This window comes from Thermoanaerobaculia bacterium (assembly GCA_018057705.1).
Classification (GTDB): domain Bacteria; phylum Acidobacteriota; class Thermoanaerobaculia; order Multivoradales; family JAGPDF01; genus JAGPDF01.
Map to the genome: position 1 here is coordinate 1 of JAGPDF010000044.1, position 18,801 is coordinate 18,801.

12 protein-coding genes are annotated in these 18,801 nt (G+C 69.4%); 7 read left to right on the forward strand and 5 right to left on the reverse strand.

Annotation, left to right across the window (positions count from 1 at the left end; genetic code table 11):
- From KBI44_13835 to KBI44_13850, 4 genes are all read right to left on the reverse strand, one after another.
- On the reverse strand, window positions 1–824 hold an 824-nt coding region (locus KBI44_13835), incomplete at its 3' end, for an FAD:protein FMN transferase (GenBank protein ID MBP9145561.1).
- A gap of 76 nt (window positions 825–900) precedes the next feature.
- Window positions 901–2,196 carry a DUF3570 domain-containing protein gene (locus tag KBI44_13840; GenBank protein MBP9145562.1) on the reverse strand — a complete coding sequence of 432 codons (1,296 nt, stop codon included), beginning with the start codon at window positions 2,194–2,196 and terminating at the stop codon, window positions 901–903.
- Entirely contained in the window at window positions 2,187–2,489 is a 303-nt protein-coding gene (locus KBI44_13845) for a DUF4266 domain-containing protein (protein MBP9145563.1), read from the reverse strand. Before KBI44_13845 ends, KBI44_13840 begins: the two co-directional genes overlap by 10 nt.
- 56 nt (window positions 2,490–2,545) lie before the next feature.
- Window positions 2,546–3,016, reverse strand: a complete 471-nt coding sequence (locus KBI44_13850; GenBank protein MBP9145564.1) for a TlpA family protein disulfide reductase — start codon at window positions 3,014–3,016, stop codon at window positions 2,546–2,548.
- Window positions 3,017–3,138: 122 nt separating this feature from the next.
- Between KBI44_13850 and KBI44_13855 the strand changes: the two genes are divergently transcribed.
- On the forward strand, window positions 3,139–5,880 hold the full coding sequence (locus KBI44_13855) for a protein kinase (GenBank protein ID MBP9145565.1): 2,742 nt from the start codon (window positions 3,139–3,141) through the stop codon (window positions 5,878–5,880).
- A 162-nt stretch (window positions 5,881–6,042) separates the two neighbouring features.
- On the opposite strand, the gene KBI44_13860 is transcribed toward KBI44_13855, so the two are convergent.
- Window positions 6,043–7,113 carry a dienelactone hydrolase family protein gene (locus tag KBI44_13860; protein MBP9145566.1) on the reverse strand — a complete coding sequence of 357 codons (1,071 nt, stop codon included), beginning with the start codon at window positions 7,111–7,113 and terminating at the stop codon, window positions 6,043–6,045.
- 96 nt (window positions 7,114–7,209) lie between these two features.
- On the opposite strand from KBI44_13860, the gene KBI44_13865 reads away from it, so the two are divergent.
- The 6 genes from KBI44_13865 to KBI44_13890 all read left to right on the forward strand — a co-directional run bounded on the left by KBI44_13865 (window position 7,210) and on the right by KBI44_13890 (window position 18,770).
- The gene (locus KBI44_13865) at window positions 7,210–8,799 is read left to right on the forward strand and encodes a bifunctional metallophosphatase/5'-nucleotidase (protein MBP9145567.1); all 1,590 of its coding nucleotides are present in this window, start codon (window positions 7,210–7,212) and stop codon (window positions 8,797–8,799) included.
- 102 nt (window positions 8,800–8,901) lie between these two features.
- Window positions 8,902–9,369, forward strand: coding sequence for a hypothetical protein (locus KBI44_13870; protein ID MBP9145568.1), 468 nt, complete (start codon window positions 8,902–8,904; stop codon window positions 9,367–9,369).
- Window positions 9,370–9,444: 75 nt separating this feature from the next.
- Window positions 9,445–12,201 (forward strand): serine/threonine-protein kinase, encoded by a 2,757-nt coding sequence (locus KBI44_13875; protein MBP9145569.1) that lies wholly within the window; start codon window positions 9,445–9,447, stop codon window positions 12,199–12,201.
- A gap of 30 nt (window positions 12,202–12,231) precedes the next feature.
- On the forward strand, window positions 12,232–14,988 hold the full coding sequence (locus KBI44_13880) for a serine/threonine-protein kinase (protein ID MBP9145570.1): 2,757 nt from the start codon (window positions 12,232–12,234) through the stop codon (window positions 14,986–14,988).
- Window positions 14,989–15,146: 158 nt separating this feature from the next.
- Window positions 15,147–15,707 carry a DinB family protein gene (locus KBI44_13885; GenBank protein MBP9145571.1) on the forward strand — a complete coding sequence of 187 codons (561 nt, stop codon included), beginning with the start codon at window positions 15,147–15,149 and terminating at the stop codon, window positions 15,705–15,707.
- Window positions 15,708–15,869: 162 nt separating this feature from the next.
- Window positions 15,870–18,770, forward strand: coding sequence for a hypothetical protein (locus KBI44_13890; protein ID MBP9145572.1), 2,901 nt, complete (start codon window positions 15,870–15,872; stop codon window positions 18,768–18,770).
- The last annotated feature ends 31 nt before the right edge of the window (window positions 18,771–18,801 follow it).

Sequence of the window (18,801 nt, forward strand, 5' to 3'; positions counted from 1 at the left end):
ACGATCCAGTGCGGCACCTGCTGGGCAGCGAGGAACTCCTCGGCGCCTTCTCCGGAGAGCATCGCGAGCGTCGACAGGAGTCCGGCCTCGGTGCAGTTGCCCGCCGCGACCGTGACCAGCCGGGGCGCCGACACCACCGGCCACCCGGTGCGCGGGTCGAGGATGTGGCCGTAGCGGACGCCGTCCTTGAGGAGGAAGCGCCGCGCGTCGCCACTGGTGCAGACGGCGCCCTGGCGGACCTCGAGGATCTGTTCGGTGCGGGCCGAGGCGGGATCGTCCACTCCCACCACCCACGGTTCGCCGTCGCGGCGCGGGCCGGTCAGCACCAGATCTCCTCCCAGATTCACCAGGCAGGCGACTTCCGGGGCGGCCTGCCGCAGCAGCAGCGCCGCGCGGTCCGCGGCATACTCCTTGCCGAGGCCGCCGAGATCGAGCTCCATCCCGGCGGGCAGGGTGAGGACAGGTCGTCGCCAGGTCACGCGCTGCCAGCCCACCAGCGGCACGAGCTCAGCGACCTGGGCCGCGGTCGGAACCCGGTCGCTGCCGTCGAACTTCCAGGCGCGCCGGAGCACTCCGGAGGTGACGTCGAACGCACCTTCGGAGATGCGGTGGCAGCGGGCGGCGAAGTCGAGCAGATCGGCGGTTTCGCTATCCACCGCGAACGGTTCGCCGGCGGCGGCGTGCAGCCGGGCCAGCACCGAGTCGCTGCGGTAGCGCGAGAACTTGGCCTCGATGCGGTGGACCTCGACGGCGGCAATCTCGGTCAGCCGGCGCGTCACCCGCCGGTTGCCACCTTCGACGAGGACTTCACAGGGGCTGGCCATGGCGTCGAAGCGGCCCGCCCCATGGCCGGCCGCCCGGCGCACACGGAGCGTGCCCGGATCGAAGGTCAGCGCCGCCTCAGAAGGCGCACCCAAACTGCACCATCAGCGCATCCACGGCAGGAAAGAGCTCGTAGTCTGCCAGCACTCCGGGTTGCGCGCCGGAGACGGTGCCACTCTGCTCGTAGTACTCGAGCTTGATGTTCCACTCGCGATCGTGGCGCATCGGGCGCCCGTACTTGAGGCCGAACGTGACGCCAGTGAGGTCGCCAAGCCGGTAGTCGGCGCTGGCGTGGCCGGGAAGGGCTTCGCCCGCCGCGAGATAGCGGGTATAGAAACTGGCGGCGGACTGCTGGTAGAGCCGGGCGTGAGGCTGCAGGTAGCCCGCCCCGCCGAGGTCCCAGCGATAGCGCAGGTCGATCGTATGTGAGCGGATCCGCCAGTCGTCCCAATGGTAGCGATAGCTCACGTCCGCCGCATCCTCGGAGCGCATCTGGCGTTTGTAGGCCACGTAGAGACTCTGTTTCGTTCGCGCGTCGGGCCGCGACTCGTAGAGCTGATCGACCGGGTTCCCCTGGTTCGGGCCGGGCAAGGGGTCGATCAGGCTCACCAGCTTGTAGGGATCCGTCAGGTAGCCGGAGCTCCTGCCGACGCTGTAGTTGATCTGTACCAGGGAGCGGCGGTCGAGGATCTGCGTCAGCCCGAACAGCAGGTCGTAGAGCGACTTCGTGTCCCCGCTCCCGATGCGATTGAGCGGTGGGACTCCGCCGCCGTCGTCCTCACCACCGCCGGGAACTTCGGGCGACATGCTGCCGAGCGGCTCCGGCAGGCCCCCCACCGGGTCGACGGTGTCGTAGCCGAGCGCGGCCCCCAGCGAGAGCGTGGTGTTGCGTTGGTTGAAGTCGCGTGCCAGGACAGCATTGACCGAGTAGGAACCGTAGTCGTATTCGGTCGAGACATTGGCACCGAACGTCGCTTTCCAGAGCGGCGAGAGCGGCTTCTCCCAGCTCATGTTGAGCGCCCAGCGCGTGTCGAGGAAACTCGTGTCGAGCGGGGTCTCCCCCGGCTGCGTGGCGTAGCTCCCGTGACCCGAAGGCGTGGTGTAGGTCTGCGCCCGGGAGGAGGGCGTCGCGCCGTTGGCCGAGGCGCCGGTCAGCGAGTCAACCGTGAGTCGGAAATTCAACGCCTTGCCGTCACCCCGGTCCCAGCGCGCCGAGACCACAGGTTCGATAGCGGTGACCCGGTTGGTTTCGCTGTAATAGAGCACCTGCGAGTCGAAGCTCCAGCCGTCGGCCTGCGCTGCAGGGCAGCCGAGCAGCACGCCGGTCGCCGCGGCCAGCGCCAGGCGCACGCTGTTGTCCCGATTCAGTTGCATCCGCAGCCTCCGCCCGCAAAGCCCGAGCCACCGCTCGAGGCCTCTTTGCTGAAATAGATGTGTTCGTCGAGCGCGAGCTCGAGCGGATAGCCGTCGAAGCGCATGCAGCGTTTGGCGAGCTCGCCGCGGTCCCAGGGCTTCGCCCCCAGGCGGGGAGCGGCCGGGGTCGCTTCCGGAGACGTGGCCGCGGCCTGCTCCGTGGCGGCGGACGCGGACGATGCGGGCGTCCCGGACGTCGAGGGCGATGCCGATGACGTGGACGATGCGCAACCCGCGAGCGCGCTCGCCAGCATCAACGCGAGCAGCGCCAGAATGGGTCGAGTCCGGTCGATCCAGCGGATCCTGCAGATCATGGGGCCTCCTCGTCGAGCAGTTGCGCGATCCTGCTTTGGAGCTTCGCCTCATCGGCCTTGCGAAAACCGCTCTGACGGAAGCGGGTCTTGCCGTCCCGCGCGATGAGCACGGTGGTCGGCATCCCTTCGAGCCGCCACTGCTCGGCGAGCTTCCCGGCCGGGTCGAAGGCGATCCTGAAGCCGACCGGAGTCTCGGCGAGGAACTCCTCCGCGAGGCGACGATCCGTGTCGACGTTGACCGCAATCACCACCAGGCCCCGTTTCCCGTGCTCTGCCTGGAGCCCGTCCATGTAGGGAAAGCTCGCACGACAGGGTTGACACCAGGAGGCCCAGAAATCGAGGTAGACGACCTGGCCGGCGTAGGCTGAGAGGTCAAGCGCAGCGAGCTCCTCGTAGGCGGCCGCTGGCGGTCCCAGGAGCACCACGAAGACGAATACGAGAATTCCCGTTCTCTTGGCCAGGCGCATGAGGAGCGACTCCCGGAGAGGCGACCCTGGCTGTATATCACCCGCTCCCGCCGGCCGACCCGTCCGAAGGGGCGGCAACCGCCGGGCACGCGAGCGCCAACGGCGCTAGACTGCAGCGCAACTTGAACGACAACGAACGACGCGACCTCGGGCCCGGCAGTTCGCTCGCCCACTACCGCATCACCGCCAAGCTCGGCGAAGGCGGCATGGGCGAGGTCTGGAGCGCCACCGACACCCGACTCGACCGCGAGGTCGCCATCAAAGTGCTGCCCGCCGCGTTAACAGAAGACAAGGAGCGCCTGGCACGTTTCGAACGCGAGGCGAAGCTCCTCGCCCAGCTCAACCACCCGAATATCGCCCAGATCTACGGCCTCGAAAGCAGCGGCGCGACCCACGCCCTCGTCATGGAGCTCGTCCCCGGCCCGACCCTGGCCGAACGCCTCGAATCCGGGCCTCTTCCCTTTTCTGAGAGCGTTTCTTTCGCGCTGCAGATCGCGCAGGCGCTCGAAGAGGCGCACGAGAAAGGCATCGTCCATCGTGACCTCAAGCCCCAAAACATAAAGGCTTCCAGTGAAGGCAAAGCCAAGGTCCTCGATTTCGGATTGGCCAAAGCGATGGAGGCAGCGCCCGGTTCCGCGTCCGCCACCGATCTCGCGCGTTCGCCGACGCTGATGAACTCCCCCACCCTGACCGCGGTCCACGGCACCCAGCTGGGCATCATCCTGGGCACTGCGGCCTACATGGCGCCGGAGCAGGCGCGCGGCGCGGCCGTCGACAAGCGGGCCGACATCTGGGCGTTCGGAGTGCTCCTCTACGAGATGCTCACCGGCGAGCGTCTGTTCGAGGGCGACAGCGTCGTTGACACCCTCTCGGCGGTGATGCGCAAAGAGATCGATCTCGGTCGCCTCCCCGCCGGCACACCGGGGGTGATCCGGCAGCTCCTGCGCCGCTGCCTCGAACGCAACCCGAAACGGCGGCTGCACGACATCGCCGATGCGCGGATCGTGCTCGAGGACGTATTGGCTGGCGTCGACGTCGACGAGCGGGGGGCACCGGTTGGGCGAGCGCAATCGCGCACGCCCGGGCGAACTCACCTGACCTGGCTCGCCGGTCTCCTCATCGCGGTCGCCGGCACCGCCCTTCTCACCCGCTTCGCGGGTGAACACGGCGCGGCGCCGGGCGAGCCGCAGCGCCTGGCCATCCATCTTGCCAACGACCAGGAACTGGCCATCGGCGGCAACTCCCTGCTGACCTTTTCGCCCGACGGGCGCAGCCTGGTGTTCGCCGTGATGGAGAAGGGTCGGCGAGCGATCTACCGGCGCGAGCTCGGCCAACGGGACGCCGAAAGGATCGAAGGCACCGAAGACGGCGAGGCGCCCTTCTTCTCGCCCGATGGCCGCTCGCTCGGCTTCGTCGCGCGGGGACAGGTGATGAAGGTCGCGGCCGCGGGGGGCCGCCCGGTCCGCATCGGCGAGGCGCGCGGCGCGGGCGGCGCGACCTGGCTCGACGACGGCACGATCGTGCTGGCGCCGATCTACTCCGACGGGCTCTTCCGCATGACCGCCGAGGGCGCCAACCTGACACGGCTGACGACCCCCGATCGCGACGCCGGCGTGCTCGGCCACTGGTGGCCCGACGAGGTTCCCGGCGGACGGTGGGTGTTGTTCACCGCGTTCCGAACGCCGGTCGACACCTCGCGGGTCGGCGCTGTCGACCTCACCACAGGGGAAGTCCGCTGGCTCGTCGAGGGCGGCTTCTTCGGCCGCTACCTGGCGACCGGGCATCTTCTCTACGCCAAGGGGCAGCGTCTCTACGCCGTGCCGTTCGACGCCGCGACGGCCACCGTGGGCGGTGCGGCCGTGACCGTTCTCGACGACCTGCTCGTCGAGCAGACTGGCGGCTTCGCCATGCTGGCGGTGTCGCGCCGCGGCACGCTCGCCTACGTCAGCGAGTCGCTCGGCCACCTGCCGACCGAGCTGGTCTGGCTCGATCGCGCCGGGATCGCAACGCCGGCGGCGACCGAGCGCCGGCGCTACCTGACCGTCGGCCTCTCGCCCGATGGCCGTCGGGCGGCTCTCACCGTGCAAGGCGAAAGCCGCGACCTGTGGGTTCTCTCGTTCGACCGGGGCACCCTCTCGCGCCTGACCAGTGGCGACGACACGGAGTTCGACCCCACATGGACGCCCGACGGCAACGAGCTGATCTACGTCGTGGACCGTCCGCCGTTCGAGCTCCATCGTATTGCCGCCGGAGCACCCGACTCCGGACGCCCGGTCTGGAACGAGCCGGCGGAGCTCGACCACACGACGCCGGTCGTCGCGCCCGATGGCCGGACGGTCGTCTACAGCCTGACCGAGGAGGGTACGGGGACGAATCTCTACGCTCGCCCGTTCGCCGGCGGCGAGCCGCGGGCGCTCCGCGCCAGCCGCGGCCAGGAGCTGTACGCCTCGTTCTCGGCGGACGGCCGTTGGCTCGCCTACGAATCGGACGAAACCGGGCGCCCGGAGATCTACGTCGAGGCGTTTCCGGGACCGGGGGAGCGCGTCCAGGTCTCCGCCGACGGCGGGCGTCAGCCGCGCTGGGCCGCCAACGGCGAGCTCTTCTACCGTCATGACGACGAACTGCGCGTCGTCGTGACGCGCTTCGACGGGCGCTTTGCCTTCGAGCCGCCGCGCTCGCTGTTCCGGTATCCAATAAAGCAGAGCAGCAGCGGCGGCACCGAGGCCCACCTCTACGACGTCAGCGCCGACGGCCGGCGCCTCCTGGCCATTACCACCCCGGAAACGCTGCGACCACGGCAGATCGACATCGTCACCGAATGGACGACCGAGCTCGTTCGCCTGATGTCCGGGGGCAAACCGTAGGCGAGAGCAGGTCCGGCGCCCGGCGAGCGGAGCCCCAGGTTCGGCAAACGCCTGGGCCCCTAGGAGATCACCGCCAAGCTCGGCGAGGGCGGCATGGTAGTGGTCTACCGAGCGACCGACACCTAGCTCAATCCTGAGCTCGGCGCGAGCCCGGCCGCTGGTTCAGAATCCGAAGGCGAAGCGTAGCGCCTGCTCGAGCTCGCGGTCGCGCCCCTCTGCCGGCGGGAACTCGTGGCCGAGGCCGGGGTAGATCCGTACCCGGACACCAGCCCCGGCCTTCTCGAGCCGTCTTGCCGCGAGCCGGTTGTTGGCAGCCGCTTCGTCGCGCTCGCCGTTCAGGAACGCGAAGCGCGGGAACGGACTCGGCAGGCGCTCCGGAACCGGCGCCAACCGCTCCTCGAACCAGCCCGCGACCGCGACAACTCCGGCGAACCTCTCCGGGTAGCGCGCGGCCATCGTCAGCGCGACGCCGGCGCCCTGCGAGAAGCCGGTGAGCACGACCGGACCGATGGGGCGTTCTTTGGCCGTGCGTGCGATCGCCTCGAGTACCAGATACTCGGCCTGCTCGACGACGCCCCAGCCGAAGCCGTTGCCGACCCCCTCCTGCCCGCGCGGGACGACCAGCAGCGCCCCGAGACGGGAAGCCGCGGCGCGAAACGCCTCGGCGATCGGTTCCGGAGTGCCGCCGTAGCCGTGCAGCGCGACGACGAGCGGCAGGGGCCCGTTCGGCGTCCCCTTGGGCGTGCGCTTGGGCGCGAACGAGAGCAGCGGCGCGCTCGCCAGGCGCGGCTTGGTGAGCTCGAGCTCCGCGGCGTTGTTCCCGCGAATGCGCTCCAGGGCCGCGGCGTAGCCGCGCTGCTCGCGGATCGGATCGAGGTCTTCGTCCCGCAGCAGCGTCGAGGTGAAGGCGAAACCGAGCTCGGCGCTCCGCGTCAGCGCGACGACCGCATCCTCTTTGCGGCCGCCGCGCGACAGCATGCAGGCGAGATTGTAGGCGTCGGGCGCCGAATCGGGGCGCGCGGCCGTGAGCTGCCGCGCCACCTCGACCGCCGCCTCCCAGTCTCTCCTCGCCGCCGCGCGGGCGAGCTCGCGGGAGAGCGCCTCGACGCTGGCCGGCGCGCTCTCCTTGGGGAAAGCGAATACGGAATGCTGGGCGACCGCCAGCCCGAGCACGAGCGTGAGCCCCATGGCGAGCTGGCGGCGGAATGCGTTCGTTCGACTACGGAGCGGCATCGCCTCCGTCTACGCTGTCCGCCCAGTCGAGGTTTCTTTGCCCGGAGGGGCAAGGACGGCATTTCCGGCTCGACACTCGCTATTGTGCTGCTCACCATGCCCCGGATCACCCGCCGCACCTTCGCCTGGCTGGCGGCGCTCGCGCCGGCTTCGATCGGCCGCGCTTTCGGCGCCCTCTGGAACGACGTCGGCCGACTCGGCGGCGGCGAGCACGAGCTCACGCTGCTCTATACCAACGACTTCCACAGCGCCTTCGAGCCGATCCCGGCCTACTGGCTCCCGGGCTCGCCACGGCTCGGCGGCGCCGCGCACCTCGCCACCCTGATCGACCGCCAGCGCGCCGCGGCGCGGACCACCTTCCTGCTCGACTCGGGCGACATGTTCACCGGCACGATGTCGGTTCTCACCCAGGGCGAAGCCTTGATGGAGATGATGACCGTGATGGGCTACGACGCGATGGGCGTCGGCAATCACGAGTTCGACTACGGCTGGGAGGTCTTCGAGCGCCAGATCACCCGGGTGCCGTTCCCGGTCCTCTGCTGCAATGTCCGCCACCTCGGTGCGCGGTCCCGCTTCTGCCGGCCCTACACCCTCCTGGAGCGCAACGGCGTGCGCCTGGGCGTCATCGGGGTGATGGGCAGCCGGGCAGCGAAGTACACCATCATGCCGTCAAAGGTCGACGGGTTGCAGTTCACCGATCCCGTGGAGGAAGCGGCGGCCTGCGTCGAGGCTCTGCGGCCGGCCGTCGACCTCATCGTCGTGCTCGCCCACCAGGGCCTGCCCGGCCCGATGCAGACCGACGCCGAGAACGACCCCGACGTGCAGCGGCCGCTCGACGAGGACCTCGCCTTCTGCGGCGCCATCCCTGACATCGACGTCTACATCGCTGCGCATTCGCATCGCGGGCTCGAGACGCCTCTCGTCCATCCCGAAACCGGCACACTCCTCGTCCAGACCTACGGCTACGGCACGCGGCTCGGCGCGCTGCACCTGAAGCTCCGCGACCGCCGGGTGGTCGAGCATCGCGGCGAGCTGCTCAAGGTCTGGAGCGACGAGCTGCCGGCGCATCCCGCGGTGGCGGCGCGTGTCGGGCACTACCAGAAGATCGTCGGCAGTCAGATCGGCGGCGACATCGGGCGCGCAAGCGCGCGCTTCGTCCGCAAGTACAACACTGAGTCGCCGCTCGGCAGCTTCGTCGCCGACGTGATGCGGGAGCGTGCGCGCTGCGACGTCGGCTTCACCAACGCCGGTGGCCTGCGCGCCGACCTGCCGGCGGGTGGTCTGCATCGCGGTCATGTCCTCGATGCGCTGCCTTTCATCAACACGCTCGTCACCCTCGACCTCTCCGGCAGAGACCTGCGCAGCGTCGTCGAGCAGGGCGCCTCGCTCACAGCCGGCATGGTCCAGGTTTCGGGGCTGCGCGCCGTCTACGATCTCGCCCGGCCGATCGGCAGCCGGGTGCTCGATCTTCGGGTGGGCGACCGCCCGGTCGAGGACGACCGGCGCTACCGCGTCGCCACCAACAGCTTCCTCGCCGAAGGCGGCGACCGCTACGAGTCGTTGCGCAACGGCCGGGAGCTCGCGCGCGACGCCCTCTTGAGCGACTGCGTCGTCGACCACCTCCGAGCCACGGGTACCATCGCGCCACCGCCGCCAGGTCGGCTGGTGCCCGCGCGCCGGACATAGTACTGTCGCCCCCGATCCGCCACCGGCATCCGGAACGAAAGCTCGCCAGCACCGCATTCTCCCGAGCCGTGCTGGCGCGGGTAGCGTCAGAGGAGGGCAGCCATGCAATCGCCTCGGGTTACGCGCTGGTGGAGCTCGGTCGCGCTCGCGACGATTCTTCAGGTCTCTCCTGCCGTCGCTGCACAGCGGTTTCACGCTCGTTTCGACCCGATCCCCGCGGGGCCGGTCCTGATCTTCAGCGACGACTTCGAGAGTGCCGGCACCTGCGATTGGGTCTCGACCGCGCCCTGCGCGCTCTACATCCTCACGATTCCGCCGGGAACCGACAGCGGCGATCACGGCTTCCCGACCGTGATCCAGCTCCAGGTCGGTGCTGTCCTGCACATCGTCAACGGCGATCCGACGCCGCACCGGATCCATGCCAACAACAACATTGGACTCCTGCACCAGCCAACCTCGATGACCCAGGGCCAGGAGTACGTAGGGACGGTCAACCAGACAGGTCAGGACACTCTCTACTGCCACGACCACGGGACGGCCAGCGGCGAGCTCATCATCATCGTTCCCTAGGCACAGGCGTCCCCATCCGCTTCACGCCGCAGAGTCCGGCAGATCGCCGCGCCGTCGGGTAGGATCGGCGGCGAATTGATCGGCAAACGACTGGGCCCCTACGAGGTCACCGCCAAGCTCGGCGAGGGCGGCATGGGTGAGGTCTATCGCGCCACCGACACCAGGCTCAAGCGCGAAGTGGCGATCAAAGTGCTGCCGGCGGCGTTCACCGCCGACCCGGAACGGCTCGCCCGCTTCGAGCGCGAAGCGCAGCTCCTCGCGCAGCTGAACCACACCAACATCGCGCAGATTTACGGCCTCGAGACCAGCGGCGCGATCCACGCCCTCGTGATGGAGCTCGTCCCCGGTCCGACGCTCGCCGAGCGCCTCGAATCCGGGCCTCTTCCCTTTGCCGAGAGCCTTTCTTTGGCGCTGCAGATCGCGCAGGCGCTCGAAGAGGCCCACGAGAAGGGGATCGTCCATCGTGACCTCAAACCCCAGAACATCAAGGCTCCCAGTGAAGGCAAGGCCAAGGTCCTCGACTTCGGGTTGGCCAAGGCGATGGAGGCGACCCCCGGCGCCGCGTCCGCCGCCGACCTCGCGCGCTCGCCGACGCTGATGAACTCCCCCACCCTCACTGCGGTCCGCGGCACGCAGATCGGCATGATCCTGGGCACCGCGGCCTACATGGCGCCGGAGCAGGCAAAGGGCAAGACGGTCGACAAGCGGGCCGACATCTGGGCGTTCGGCGTCGTGCTCTTCGAGATGCTGACCGGTCGCCCCCTGTTCGGCGGCGAGACCGTTTCCGAGACGATCGCCGAAGTCCTCAAGCAGGAGATCGACTTCACGAAGTTGCCTGCAGGCCTTCCAGCCAGTGTCGGGCGGCTCCTTCGGCGGTGCCTCGAACGCGATCCGCAGCGCCGCCTGCGCGATATCGGCGAGGCGCGACTGCTGATCGAAGGCGCGCTCGCCGGCGAACCGGAGGCCGCGGGAGGGTCGGTCGAGGGGGCTGCCTGGAAGATCTCGACTCCTTCGGGATCGTTCCTGGTCACCAGCTACCGCATCGGGATCGCCGCCGCGATCGCCGGAGCCGCCCTGATCGGTCTCGCGGCGGGCCGTCTCGTGCAGTCTTCTGAATCCGCCCGGACCGCGAAGGCGATCCGCGCCACGATCGCGCTCCCGCAAGGGCTCGAGCTCGACGGAGTCGGAGCGCCCGAGATCGCGATTTCTCCGGACGGCTCGACGCTCGCCTTTCTGGCGCGGGGCGAGAGCGGGCCGCAACAACTGTACGTGCGGCGCCTCGACGGCGACGAAGCGAGGTTGGTGCCCGGAAGCGAAACCGCCGAGGGCCCGTTCTTCTCGCCCGATGGCAAGTGGGTCGCCTTCGCGGTCGGCGTCTCCGGCCTGGGCGGCGGCGTTCCGCGTGAGCTGCGGAAGCAGTCGCTCGAAACCGGGCTGACCCAGACGGTCGCTCCGATCCAGGACTATTTCGGCGGCGCCTGGCGGAACGACGGCACGATCTTCTTCGTCGACGCCACCGACGGAACCGTCTCGTCGGTTCCGGCGAGCGGCGGCAAGCCGACGCTCGCGGTCGCCAGGGCGAGCGAGCGCGGCGAGTCGCCGCCGGTGGCGCTCTTCTGGCCCGAGCTGCTGCCCGACGGAGGCGCGCTCGTCTTCAGCACGCTCGGGCGCCCGACCGGCGAGCTGGTGGTGCTCGACCTCGGCTCGGGCGTTCTCACCCGCCTCGGCGTGAACGGCATGAGCCCACGCTACCTGCCGACCGGGCACCTCGCCTTCGGCGGCGAGAGCGGATCGCTCGAGGTCGTGCCGTTCGACGCCGACGAGCGTCGGATCCTCGGCGCGCCGGTGGCGATGCTCGCCGGCCTCGCGCGGGCGCGGAATCGATCGGCGACCTTCGCGGTCGCCGCGGACGGGACTCTGGTCTATGCGACCGGCTACTTGAGCAACAGTCGTCACGAGCCGATGCGAGTGGTGCGCGCCTCGCGCGGCGGGCTGTTCGAAACCCTGCCGATCGAGCCCGATCTCTACGGCCGCGCGCTCGCGTCCACGCCGGACGGGCGGCGCCTCGCGCTGGCGCGCGAAGACCGTGGCGCCTGGGTCGTCGATCTCGCGCGGGGCACTCGGACCCGGGTCGCCGGCGACGAGATCACCGGCGCGATGGGTGTCGCCTGGTCGCCCGGCGGCGACCAGCTCGCCTGGATCGCGAAGCCGCCCGAAGGCGACGACGTCGCCGTGATCGTTCAGCCGAGCGACGGACGAGGAGCTCCGCGGGCGCTCGGCGTGAGGGACAGCGATCTCAGCGTCGCCGGCTGGATGCCGGACGGCCGCGAGCTGGTCGTCAGTCGTTGGGGAGCCTCGGCGACGATCGAGCGCGTGCCCCTCGCCGGCGAGAGCGAGGTCGTGTGGCGGGATCCCGGCTCGGTCAGCTCGAGCGCTCTGTCGCCGGACGGCGAACTCGTCGCTTTCGAATCGGACGCCGGAGAGGGTTACGAGATCTACCTCCTCTCCCTCGCCACGGGCGCACGCACGCAGGTGACCGGGACGGGCGGGCGCGCTCCGTTCTGGTCGCACGACGGTCGCGAGCTCTTCTTTCGACGCGGCCCGGCGGTCCTCGCGGTTGAGGTTTCGACCGCGGCCGACGGCTCGCCCCGCATCGGGCGCGAAGTGCGGCTGTTCGACTGGCCCGCGGCCTACAAGGTCGTCGCTGGAGCCGACGGCTCCTTCTACGGCACCGAGCCGGTTCCCGGCGCCGCGACGCAGACGAGCCTCGAGCTCCAGACCGGCTGGCTCGAGAGCGTGAGGCGGCTGGCGAGCGCGGGAAAGAGGAACTGAGTTGAGATCGCGAGAGAGGGAGCCGAAACTGTGATCGGCAGGCGTCTGGGTCCGTACGAGATCACCGCCAAGCTCGGCGAAGGCGGCATGGGCGAGGTTTACCGCGCCACCGACACCAAGCTCAAGCGCGAAGTCGCGATCAAGGTACTGCCACAGGAGTTCACCGCGGACAAGGAGCGCCTGGCGAGATTCGAGCGCGAGGCACAGCTCCTCGCCCAGCTCCACCATCCCAACATCGCCTCGATCTTCGGCCTCGAAGAATCCGACGGCGTGCGCGCTCTCGTCATGGAGCTCGTCCCCGGACCGACGCTCGCCGACCGCCTCGAATCCGGAGCCTTTTCCATTACTGAAAGCCTTTCTACCGCGCTCCAGATCGCGCAGGCGCTGGAAGAGGCGCACGAGAAGGGGATCGTCCATCGTGACCTCAAACCCCAGAACATCAAGGCTCCCAGTGAAGGCGTGGCCAAGGTCCTCGACTTCGGGTTGGCCAAGGCGATGGAGGCGACTCCCGGCGCCGCGTCCGCCGCCGACCTCGCGCGCTCGCCGACGCTGATGAACTCCCCGACCCTTACTGCGGTCCACGGCACGCAGCTCGGCATGATCCTGGGGACGGCGGCCTACATGGCGCCGGAGCAGGCGAAGGGCAAGACGGTCGACAAGCGGGCCGACATCTGGGCGTTCGGCGTCGTGCTCTTCGAGATGCTGACCGGTCGCCCCCTGTTCGGCGGCGAGACCGTTTCCGAGACGATCGCCGAAGTCCTCAAGCAGGAGATCGACTTTGCGGCCCTCCCGGCAGCGCTTCCGGCCGGCATTGCGCAGCTCCTTCGGCGATGCCTCGAGCGGAATCCGCAGCGCCGCCTGCGCGACATCGGCGAGGCGCGCATCGCGCTCGAGCAGGCGCTCGCTCCCGGAGCGGGCGAGGTCGTGCCCGCGCGCTCCCTGCCACCCGAAGGCGCCGTGTCCTGGCGACGCGCGCTGCCATGGGCTGTGGCCGCCTTGCTCGCTTCTGCCGTCGTCGCCCTCTGGATCGCGGGCCGGGGCCCGGAAGGGGCTCCGGCGCGTCCGCCGATCGTTCTCGCCGCTCGCCTCCCCGTCGGCCTCGCCTTGCCGCTCGACAACCGCGGGCTCTACGGCCAGACCGGCCTGCTCGCGATCTCGCGCGACGGCCGGCGCATCGCCTTCACCGCCGGACCGGGCGACGAGACGCACCTCTTCATCCGCAACCTCGACAGCGCCAAACTCGTCCCGATCGAGGGCACCAGCGGCGCGAGCAGCCCGTTCTTCTCGCCCGACGGGCGGTGGATCGGTTTCTTCGTTCCCGGGAAGCTGCGCAAGATCGCGGTCGACGGCGGCAAGCCGATCGATCTCGCCGACGCGAGCCTCGACCGCGGAGCTGCCTGGTGCCCCGACGGATCGATCGTCTTCCCGACCAACGTGACCTCGGGGCTCGTCCGTCTGCCACCGGGCGGCGGGCCGCCCGTCCCGCTGACGCAGCTCGACCCCGCCCAGGGCGAGCGCACGCATCGCTGGCCGGCGGTCCTGCCGGGCGGCAAGGAGGTGGCCTTCACGGTCGGACGTGTGGGCCAGCCGGGTGACTACGAGTCGGCGGCGATCGACGCCGTCGAGCTCGCGACCGGCAAGCGCCGTCCGCTGTTCCGCGGCGCCAGCATGGTGCGCTTCACCTCCACCGGCCACGCCCTCCTCGCGCGCGAAGGCCAGGTGCTCGCCATGCCGCTCGCCGGGGCTTCGGGGGCGACGACCGAGGATGCCGCGCAGGTGCTCTCGGGCGTCGCCGGACTCGCCGCGAGCGGCGTGCTCTACTTCGACGTCGCCGACGACGGCACGCTGGTCTACGCGGAAAGCGATCCTGGAGCGAACCGCCTCGAGCTCGCCTGGCTCACGCGCTCGGGAGCTCTCGAGAGCCTCGGCTTGCCGCCGCGCGAGTACCAGGGGCCGCGAATCTCACCCGACGGCAAGAAGATCGCCGTCACCATCGGCCCGAGCGGCGGGCGCTCGGGCGACGTCTGGATTCACGATCCCGCGAGCGCAGCGCTCACCAAGCTCTCCTTCGAGGGCCGCAGTTGGACGCCGATCTGGAGCCGCGACGCACGCGACGTCACTTACGCCACGATCCTGCCGGAGGGAGGGGACCAGCTCCTGATGCGCCCGGCGACCGGCGGCGAAGAGCCGAAGACGGTATTCGCCTTCGAGCAGGGCCTGGCGCGACAACCGGTCGCCTGGATGCCGGACGGTTCGCTCCTGGCGTGGGAAGACGCCGGCACTCCCACCGTCGGCAACATCGTCTACTTCCCTCCGGGCGCCCGCGAGCCGCTGCCGTTCGCGAAGACTGCGGCGATCGAGATCCAGGCCACCGCCTCGCCCGATGGGCGCTTCGTCGCCTACGCCCACGATGCGAGCGGCATCTCCGAAATCTACGTCCAGCCGTTTCCGCCGACCGGCGCGAAGTGGCAGGTCGTGACCGGCGGATCGATGCCGCTCTGGTCGCCGGACGGGCGTGAGCTCTTCTTCCTCCAGGGACGGAGCCTCATGACGGCGCCGATCTCGACCGCCGGCACCTTCAGCGTCGGCGCGCCGCGCAAGCTCTTCGACATGCCGCCTGCGCTCCTCCTGTCGACCGACACGACGACCAACTTCGACATCGCCCCGGATGGCCGCTTTCTGGTGGTGCGCCAGACCTCGCAGGAGAACATGGCGGGCCACATCGTCGTCGCTCTCGACTGGTTCCAAACCCTGCGCAAACTCGCCCCGCTCCCGGCCGCCCGATGAGACCACTCCGTCGCGCCTCAGATTCCGTCGACTCCCCGTCTTGAGTCCCGAGAATCGCAGGCCATGGACGTGATCCTCAACTGGTTCCCCGAGCCCGCCAGCAAGGTGCCGGCGCGATGACTTCGCAGGGGGCCGGTCCTCTGCCAGGAGGTTCTGCCATGGACTCCACCGCCGATCGCTGCCGGAAAGAATTCTCCCTGCAGGAAGCCCGCGTGCTGCTCGCCCGCACGCCGGCGGTTCTCGACGCCTGGCTGCGCAATCTGCCGGACGGGTGGGAGCGCGCCCACGAGGGCGGCGAGAGCTGGAGCCCCTTCGACGTCGTCGGCCATCTCATCCACGGCGAGAAGACCGACTGGATATCGCGGCTGACGCGGATCCTCGAGCACGCAACGGCCCTGCCGTTCGATGAGTTCGACCGCTTCGCACAGTTCCAGGACTGCTCGGGCAGGAGTCTCGAGGAGCTTCTCGACGAGTTTGCCAACCTTCGCGCCGCGAGCCTGCGGGCCCTCGACGCATTGGCGCTCGACGAGTCGGCGCTCGAACGGCGGGGAATGCACCCGATTCTGGGCGAGGTCACCGCGCGGCAACTCCTCGCCACCTGGGTGGCACACGATCACGATCACATCGTGCAGATCGCGCGCGTCCTCGCCAACCAGTACGCCGACGAAGTCGGTCCCTGGCGCCGGTTCCTGCGCATCATCTCCGGCCAACCCGGCTGAACGGCGAGAAGGTCCGGCCCCGAGATGTCCCGGCGTCACTCGGTGATCCGCGCGTGACTTTCTCTCGGAGATCCCCGGAGCCGCGACCCGCAGCGGCTTGACAGGATCGAGACCGGCAGGACAGTGTAGCGCCCGCCGTCCCGCAGACCCCAAGGAGATGCCATGAAACTCTTCACCGCGACCAGGGGAATCCTGGCCCTTTGTTCCCTCCTCGTCGCAACTCTCGCTCTGGCGCTCGGAGCCGCGCCTCCAGGCGCCCATGCACAGGCAGGAGCCCCGGCGAGCGGCCCGTCCGCCGCTTCCCTGGTCAAGAGGCCGCCGGCGCCCCAGGCGAAGGCGTACGAAAAGCCCAAGGTCGCGAAGAAGGTCGAACGCAGCAAGGGCGCCGTCGCGGAGCGCGACTGGACGGTCATGTACTACCTCGACGCCGACTGCAACCTCGAGGCGCCGATGCTCGACGATATCGACGAGATGGAGAGGATCGGCTCGACGGACAACGTGAACCTGCTCGTCCTCCTCGATCGCACCCCCCAGCACGACAAGCGTGACGGCAACTGGTCGAACAGCCGCCTGCTCTTCGTCACGCGCGACAACACGAACGGCAAGATCAAGTCCGAGGTGCTCGAGAACCTCAAGGAGATGGACACCTCCAATCCCGAGACACTCGTCGGGTTCGTGGCCTTCGCGATGCAGAACTTCCCCGCCAAACACTACGCCCTGGTTCTCGGCAACCACGGCGGCACCTGGATGGGGATGCTCAACGACGACACCGACAACGAGGCCGGGATGCGGCTCGCCCCGTTCATCGACGGCCTGGCGGCGCTCAAGGCGGCCGGAGCTCCGAAGCTCGACCTGATCGCCTTCGACATGTGCCTCATGGCCCAGGTCGAAGTGATGGACGCCATCGCACCCTATGCCTCCTATGGCGTTGCCTCCGAAGAGCTCGAGCCGGGCAACGGCTATCCGAACCACCGGGTGCTCCATGCGCTCACCCGCAACCCGAAGATGTCGCCGCGCGAGTTCGCACAGTCGATGGTGAAGGAGTGGACCGCCTCCTACGCCGAAGAGGGTGAGGCGACCGTGACCAGCTCGGCGACCGACCTCGGCAAGGTCCCGGACCTGGTGGCCGCCATCGACGCGCTGGCCGCCGCCCTCGGCCAGGCGCCCGAGTCCGTGCAGGTGGCGGCCGCCCGGGCGCGCGCCTCGACGCACTACTACGGCGGCGAGCAGGGCGGCGGCGAGATCGCCTCCTTCGACGTCGGCGAGTTCGCCGGCATCCTCGCCCGGATGCCGGAAGCGGCCGCCATCAAGCCGCAGGCGGATGCGGTCGCTGCCGCGGTGAAGGCAGCCGTCGTCGAGCACGGCGAAGGCGAGGCCCACAAGGGCTCGACAGGCCTCGCGATCTACTTCCCCGCCAACCGGAAGGTCCATGCCGACTACGCGTCGATCCCTTTCGCCCGCGGCGGCTGGGACGAGTTCCTGAAGAGAGGCTTCTCCGGCGCCGCAGCGGCGGCCGCGACAGTGACGATCTCCGCGCCCGACCCCGGACAGAACCATCGCCTGGGCCAGGGGCTCAAAGTGACCGCCCAGGTCGCGGGGGCGCCCGCCAGCATCCGGGCCTCGATCGGCTTCCGGGACAAGGACGGCAGCATCACGACGATCAGCGACGAGGAGGTCGCGAGCCCCGGCGCCTGGAAGGACGGCACGACGTTCAGCTACACCGTCCGCCCGAAGGTCCGCGGCATCGGCGACGGCAAGAACACGCGCCTCGCACCGACGACGCCGCTCTCGCCGGGGAGCCCCTACCTGCGCGCCGACGCCTCCTACAACTCGCTGATGGGAGATCTGCAGGTCGCGACCATCTTCGATTCGCGCACCGGCAAGCTCGAGACGATCTTCTGCCTGAACGAGAACGGCGCCAGCAACCCGACGGCGGTGCATCCGGTCAAGGGCGAGAAGCTCGTCTTCTACCAGACCGTCTCGTCCGGCGACGACAAGCCGCTGCGCTACCGCCCGGTGCCCGCCCTGGTGAGCTCCGGCAGCCAGCAGGGGAAGGCGAAGGGAAAGGCGAAAGACGGCTCCGGTCTGCGGTTGGTCGACACCGGTCTGCCCGCCGGCGACTACATCCTGTCGCTCACCGCCTACAACGGCGCGGGCGCCCCGATGGGTCGCTCCCACCTGCAGTTGACCGCCGGAGGCGAAGCGGTCGCTCCGGGCGTCGGCTACCCCAACTACGGCTACCCGGCAGTGCATGGGTACGACCTGCAGTATGTGGACCTCACCCTGATCATTCCGGTCGCGGAGTACGGCCAGTTCGAAGCCACCTGGAGCGACTACAACTTCATGGCGGCGGCGCAGGCCGACGACTATTCGACCCAGGATCTCGTCTTTCTCGACGAAGTGGCGCTCGACCCGCAGGAGCTGGCTTTCGACGAAGAGAACTGGTCCGACGAGTTCGAGGACGACTCGCTCGAGCACGACGGCGATGTCGATGACGATGGGACTCTGGACGCCAGCGACCTCGACGACGACAACGACGGCACTCCGGACGCCGCCGATCTCGACGACGACAACGACGGCGAACCGGACGCGGAGGAGGAGGACGAAGACAACGATGGCACCTCGGACGACGAGGATCTGGACGACGACAACGACGGCACTCCGGACGCAGAGGATCTCGACGACGACAGCGACGGCATTCCGGATGCCGAGGACGAAGAGGCCGACGACGAAGGCGAGGACGAAGCCGCCGACGACGAGGGTGAAGACGAAGAGGCCGACGACGAGGGTGAAGGCGAAGAGGCCGACGACGAAGGCGAAGACGAAGCCGCCGACGACGAGGGTGAAGACGAAGAGGCCGACGTCGAAGGCGAAGACGAAGCCGCCGACGACGAGGGTGAAGGCGAAGAGGCCGACGACGAAGGCGAAGACGAAGCCGCCGACGACGAGGGTGAAGACGAAGAGGCCGACGTCGAAGGCGAAGACGAAGCCGCCGACGACGAGGGTGAGGACGACGGGGGTGAGGAGGTCGAAGAGGATTACGGCGACGACGAAGAGCGCTGACGCGAAGGCGGGACGGTCAGGAGCCGCACGC

What these genes read in the sequence shown, in the direction of transcription:
- KBI44_13870 (MBP9145568.1), top strand. Translation starts at nt 8,902, where the DNA reads ATGCAATCGCCTCGGGTTACGCGCTGGTGGAGCTCGGTCGCGCTCGCG.
- KBI44_13890 (MBP9145572.1), top strand. Translation starts at nt 15,870, where the DNA reads ATGAAACTCTTCACCGCGACCAGGGGAATCCTGGCCCTTTGTTCCCTC.
- KBI44_13845 (MBP9145563.1), bottom strand. Translation starts at nt 2,489, where the DNA reads ATGCTGGCGAGCGCGCTCGCGGGTTGCGCATCGTCCACGTCATCGGCA.
- KBI44_13885 (MBP9145571.1), top strand. Translation starts at nt 15,147, where the DNA reads ATGGACTCCACCGCCGATCGCTGCCGGAAAGAATTCTCCCTGCAGGAA.
- KBI44_13865 (MBP9145567.1), top strand. Translation starts at nt 7,210, where the DNA reads ATGCCCCGGATCACCCGCCGCACCTTCGCCTGGCTGGCGGCGCTCGCG.
- KBI44_13840 (MBP9145562.1), bottom strand. Translation starts at nt 2,196, where the DNA reads ATGCAACTGAATCGGGACAACAGCGTGCGCCTGGCGCTGGCCGCGGCG.
- KBI44_13850 (MBP9145564.1), bottom strand. Translation starts at nt 3,016, where the DNA reads ATGCGCCTGGCCAAGAGAACGGGAATTCTCGTATTCGTCTTCGTGGTG.
- KBI44_13860 (MBP9145566.1), bottom strand. Translation starts at nt 7,113, where the DNA reads ATGCCGCTCCGTAGTCGAACGAACGCATTCCGCCGCCAGCTCGCCATG.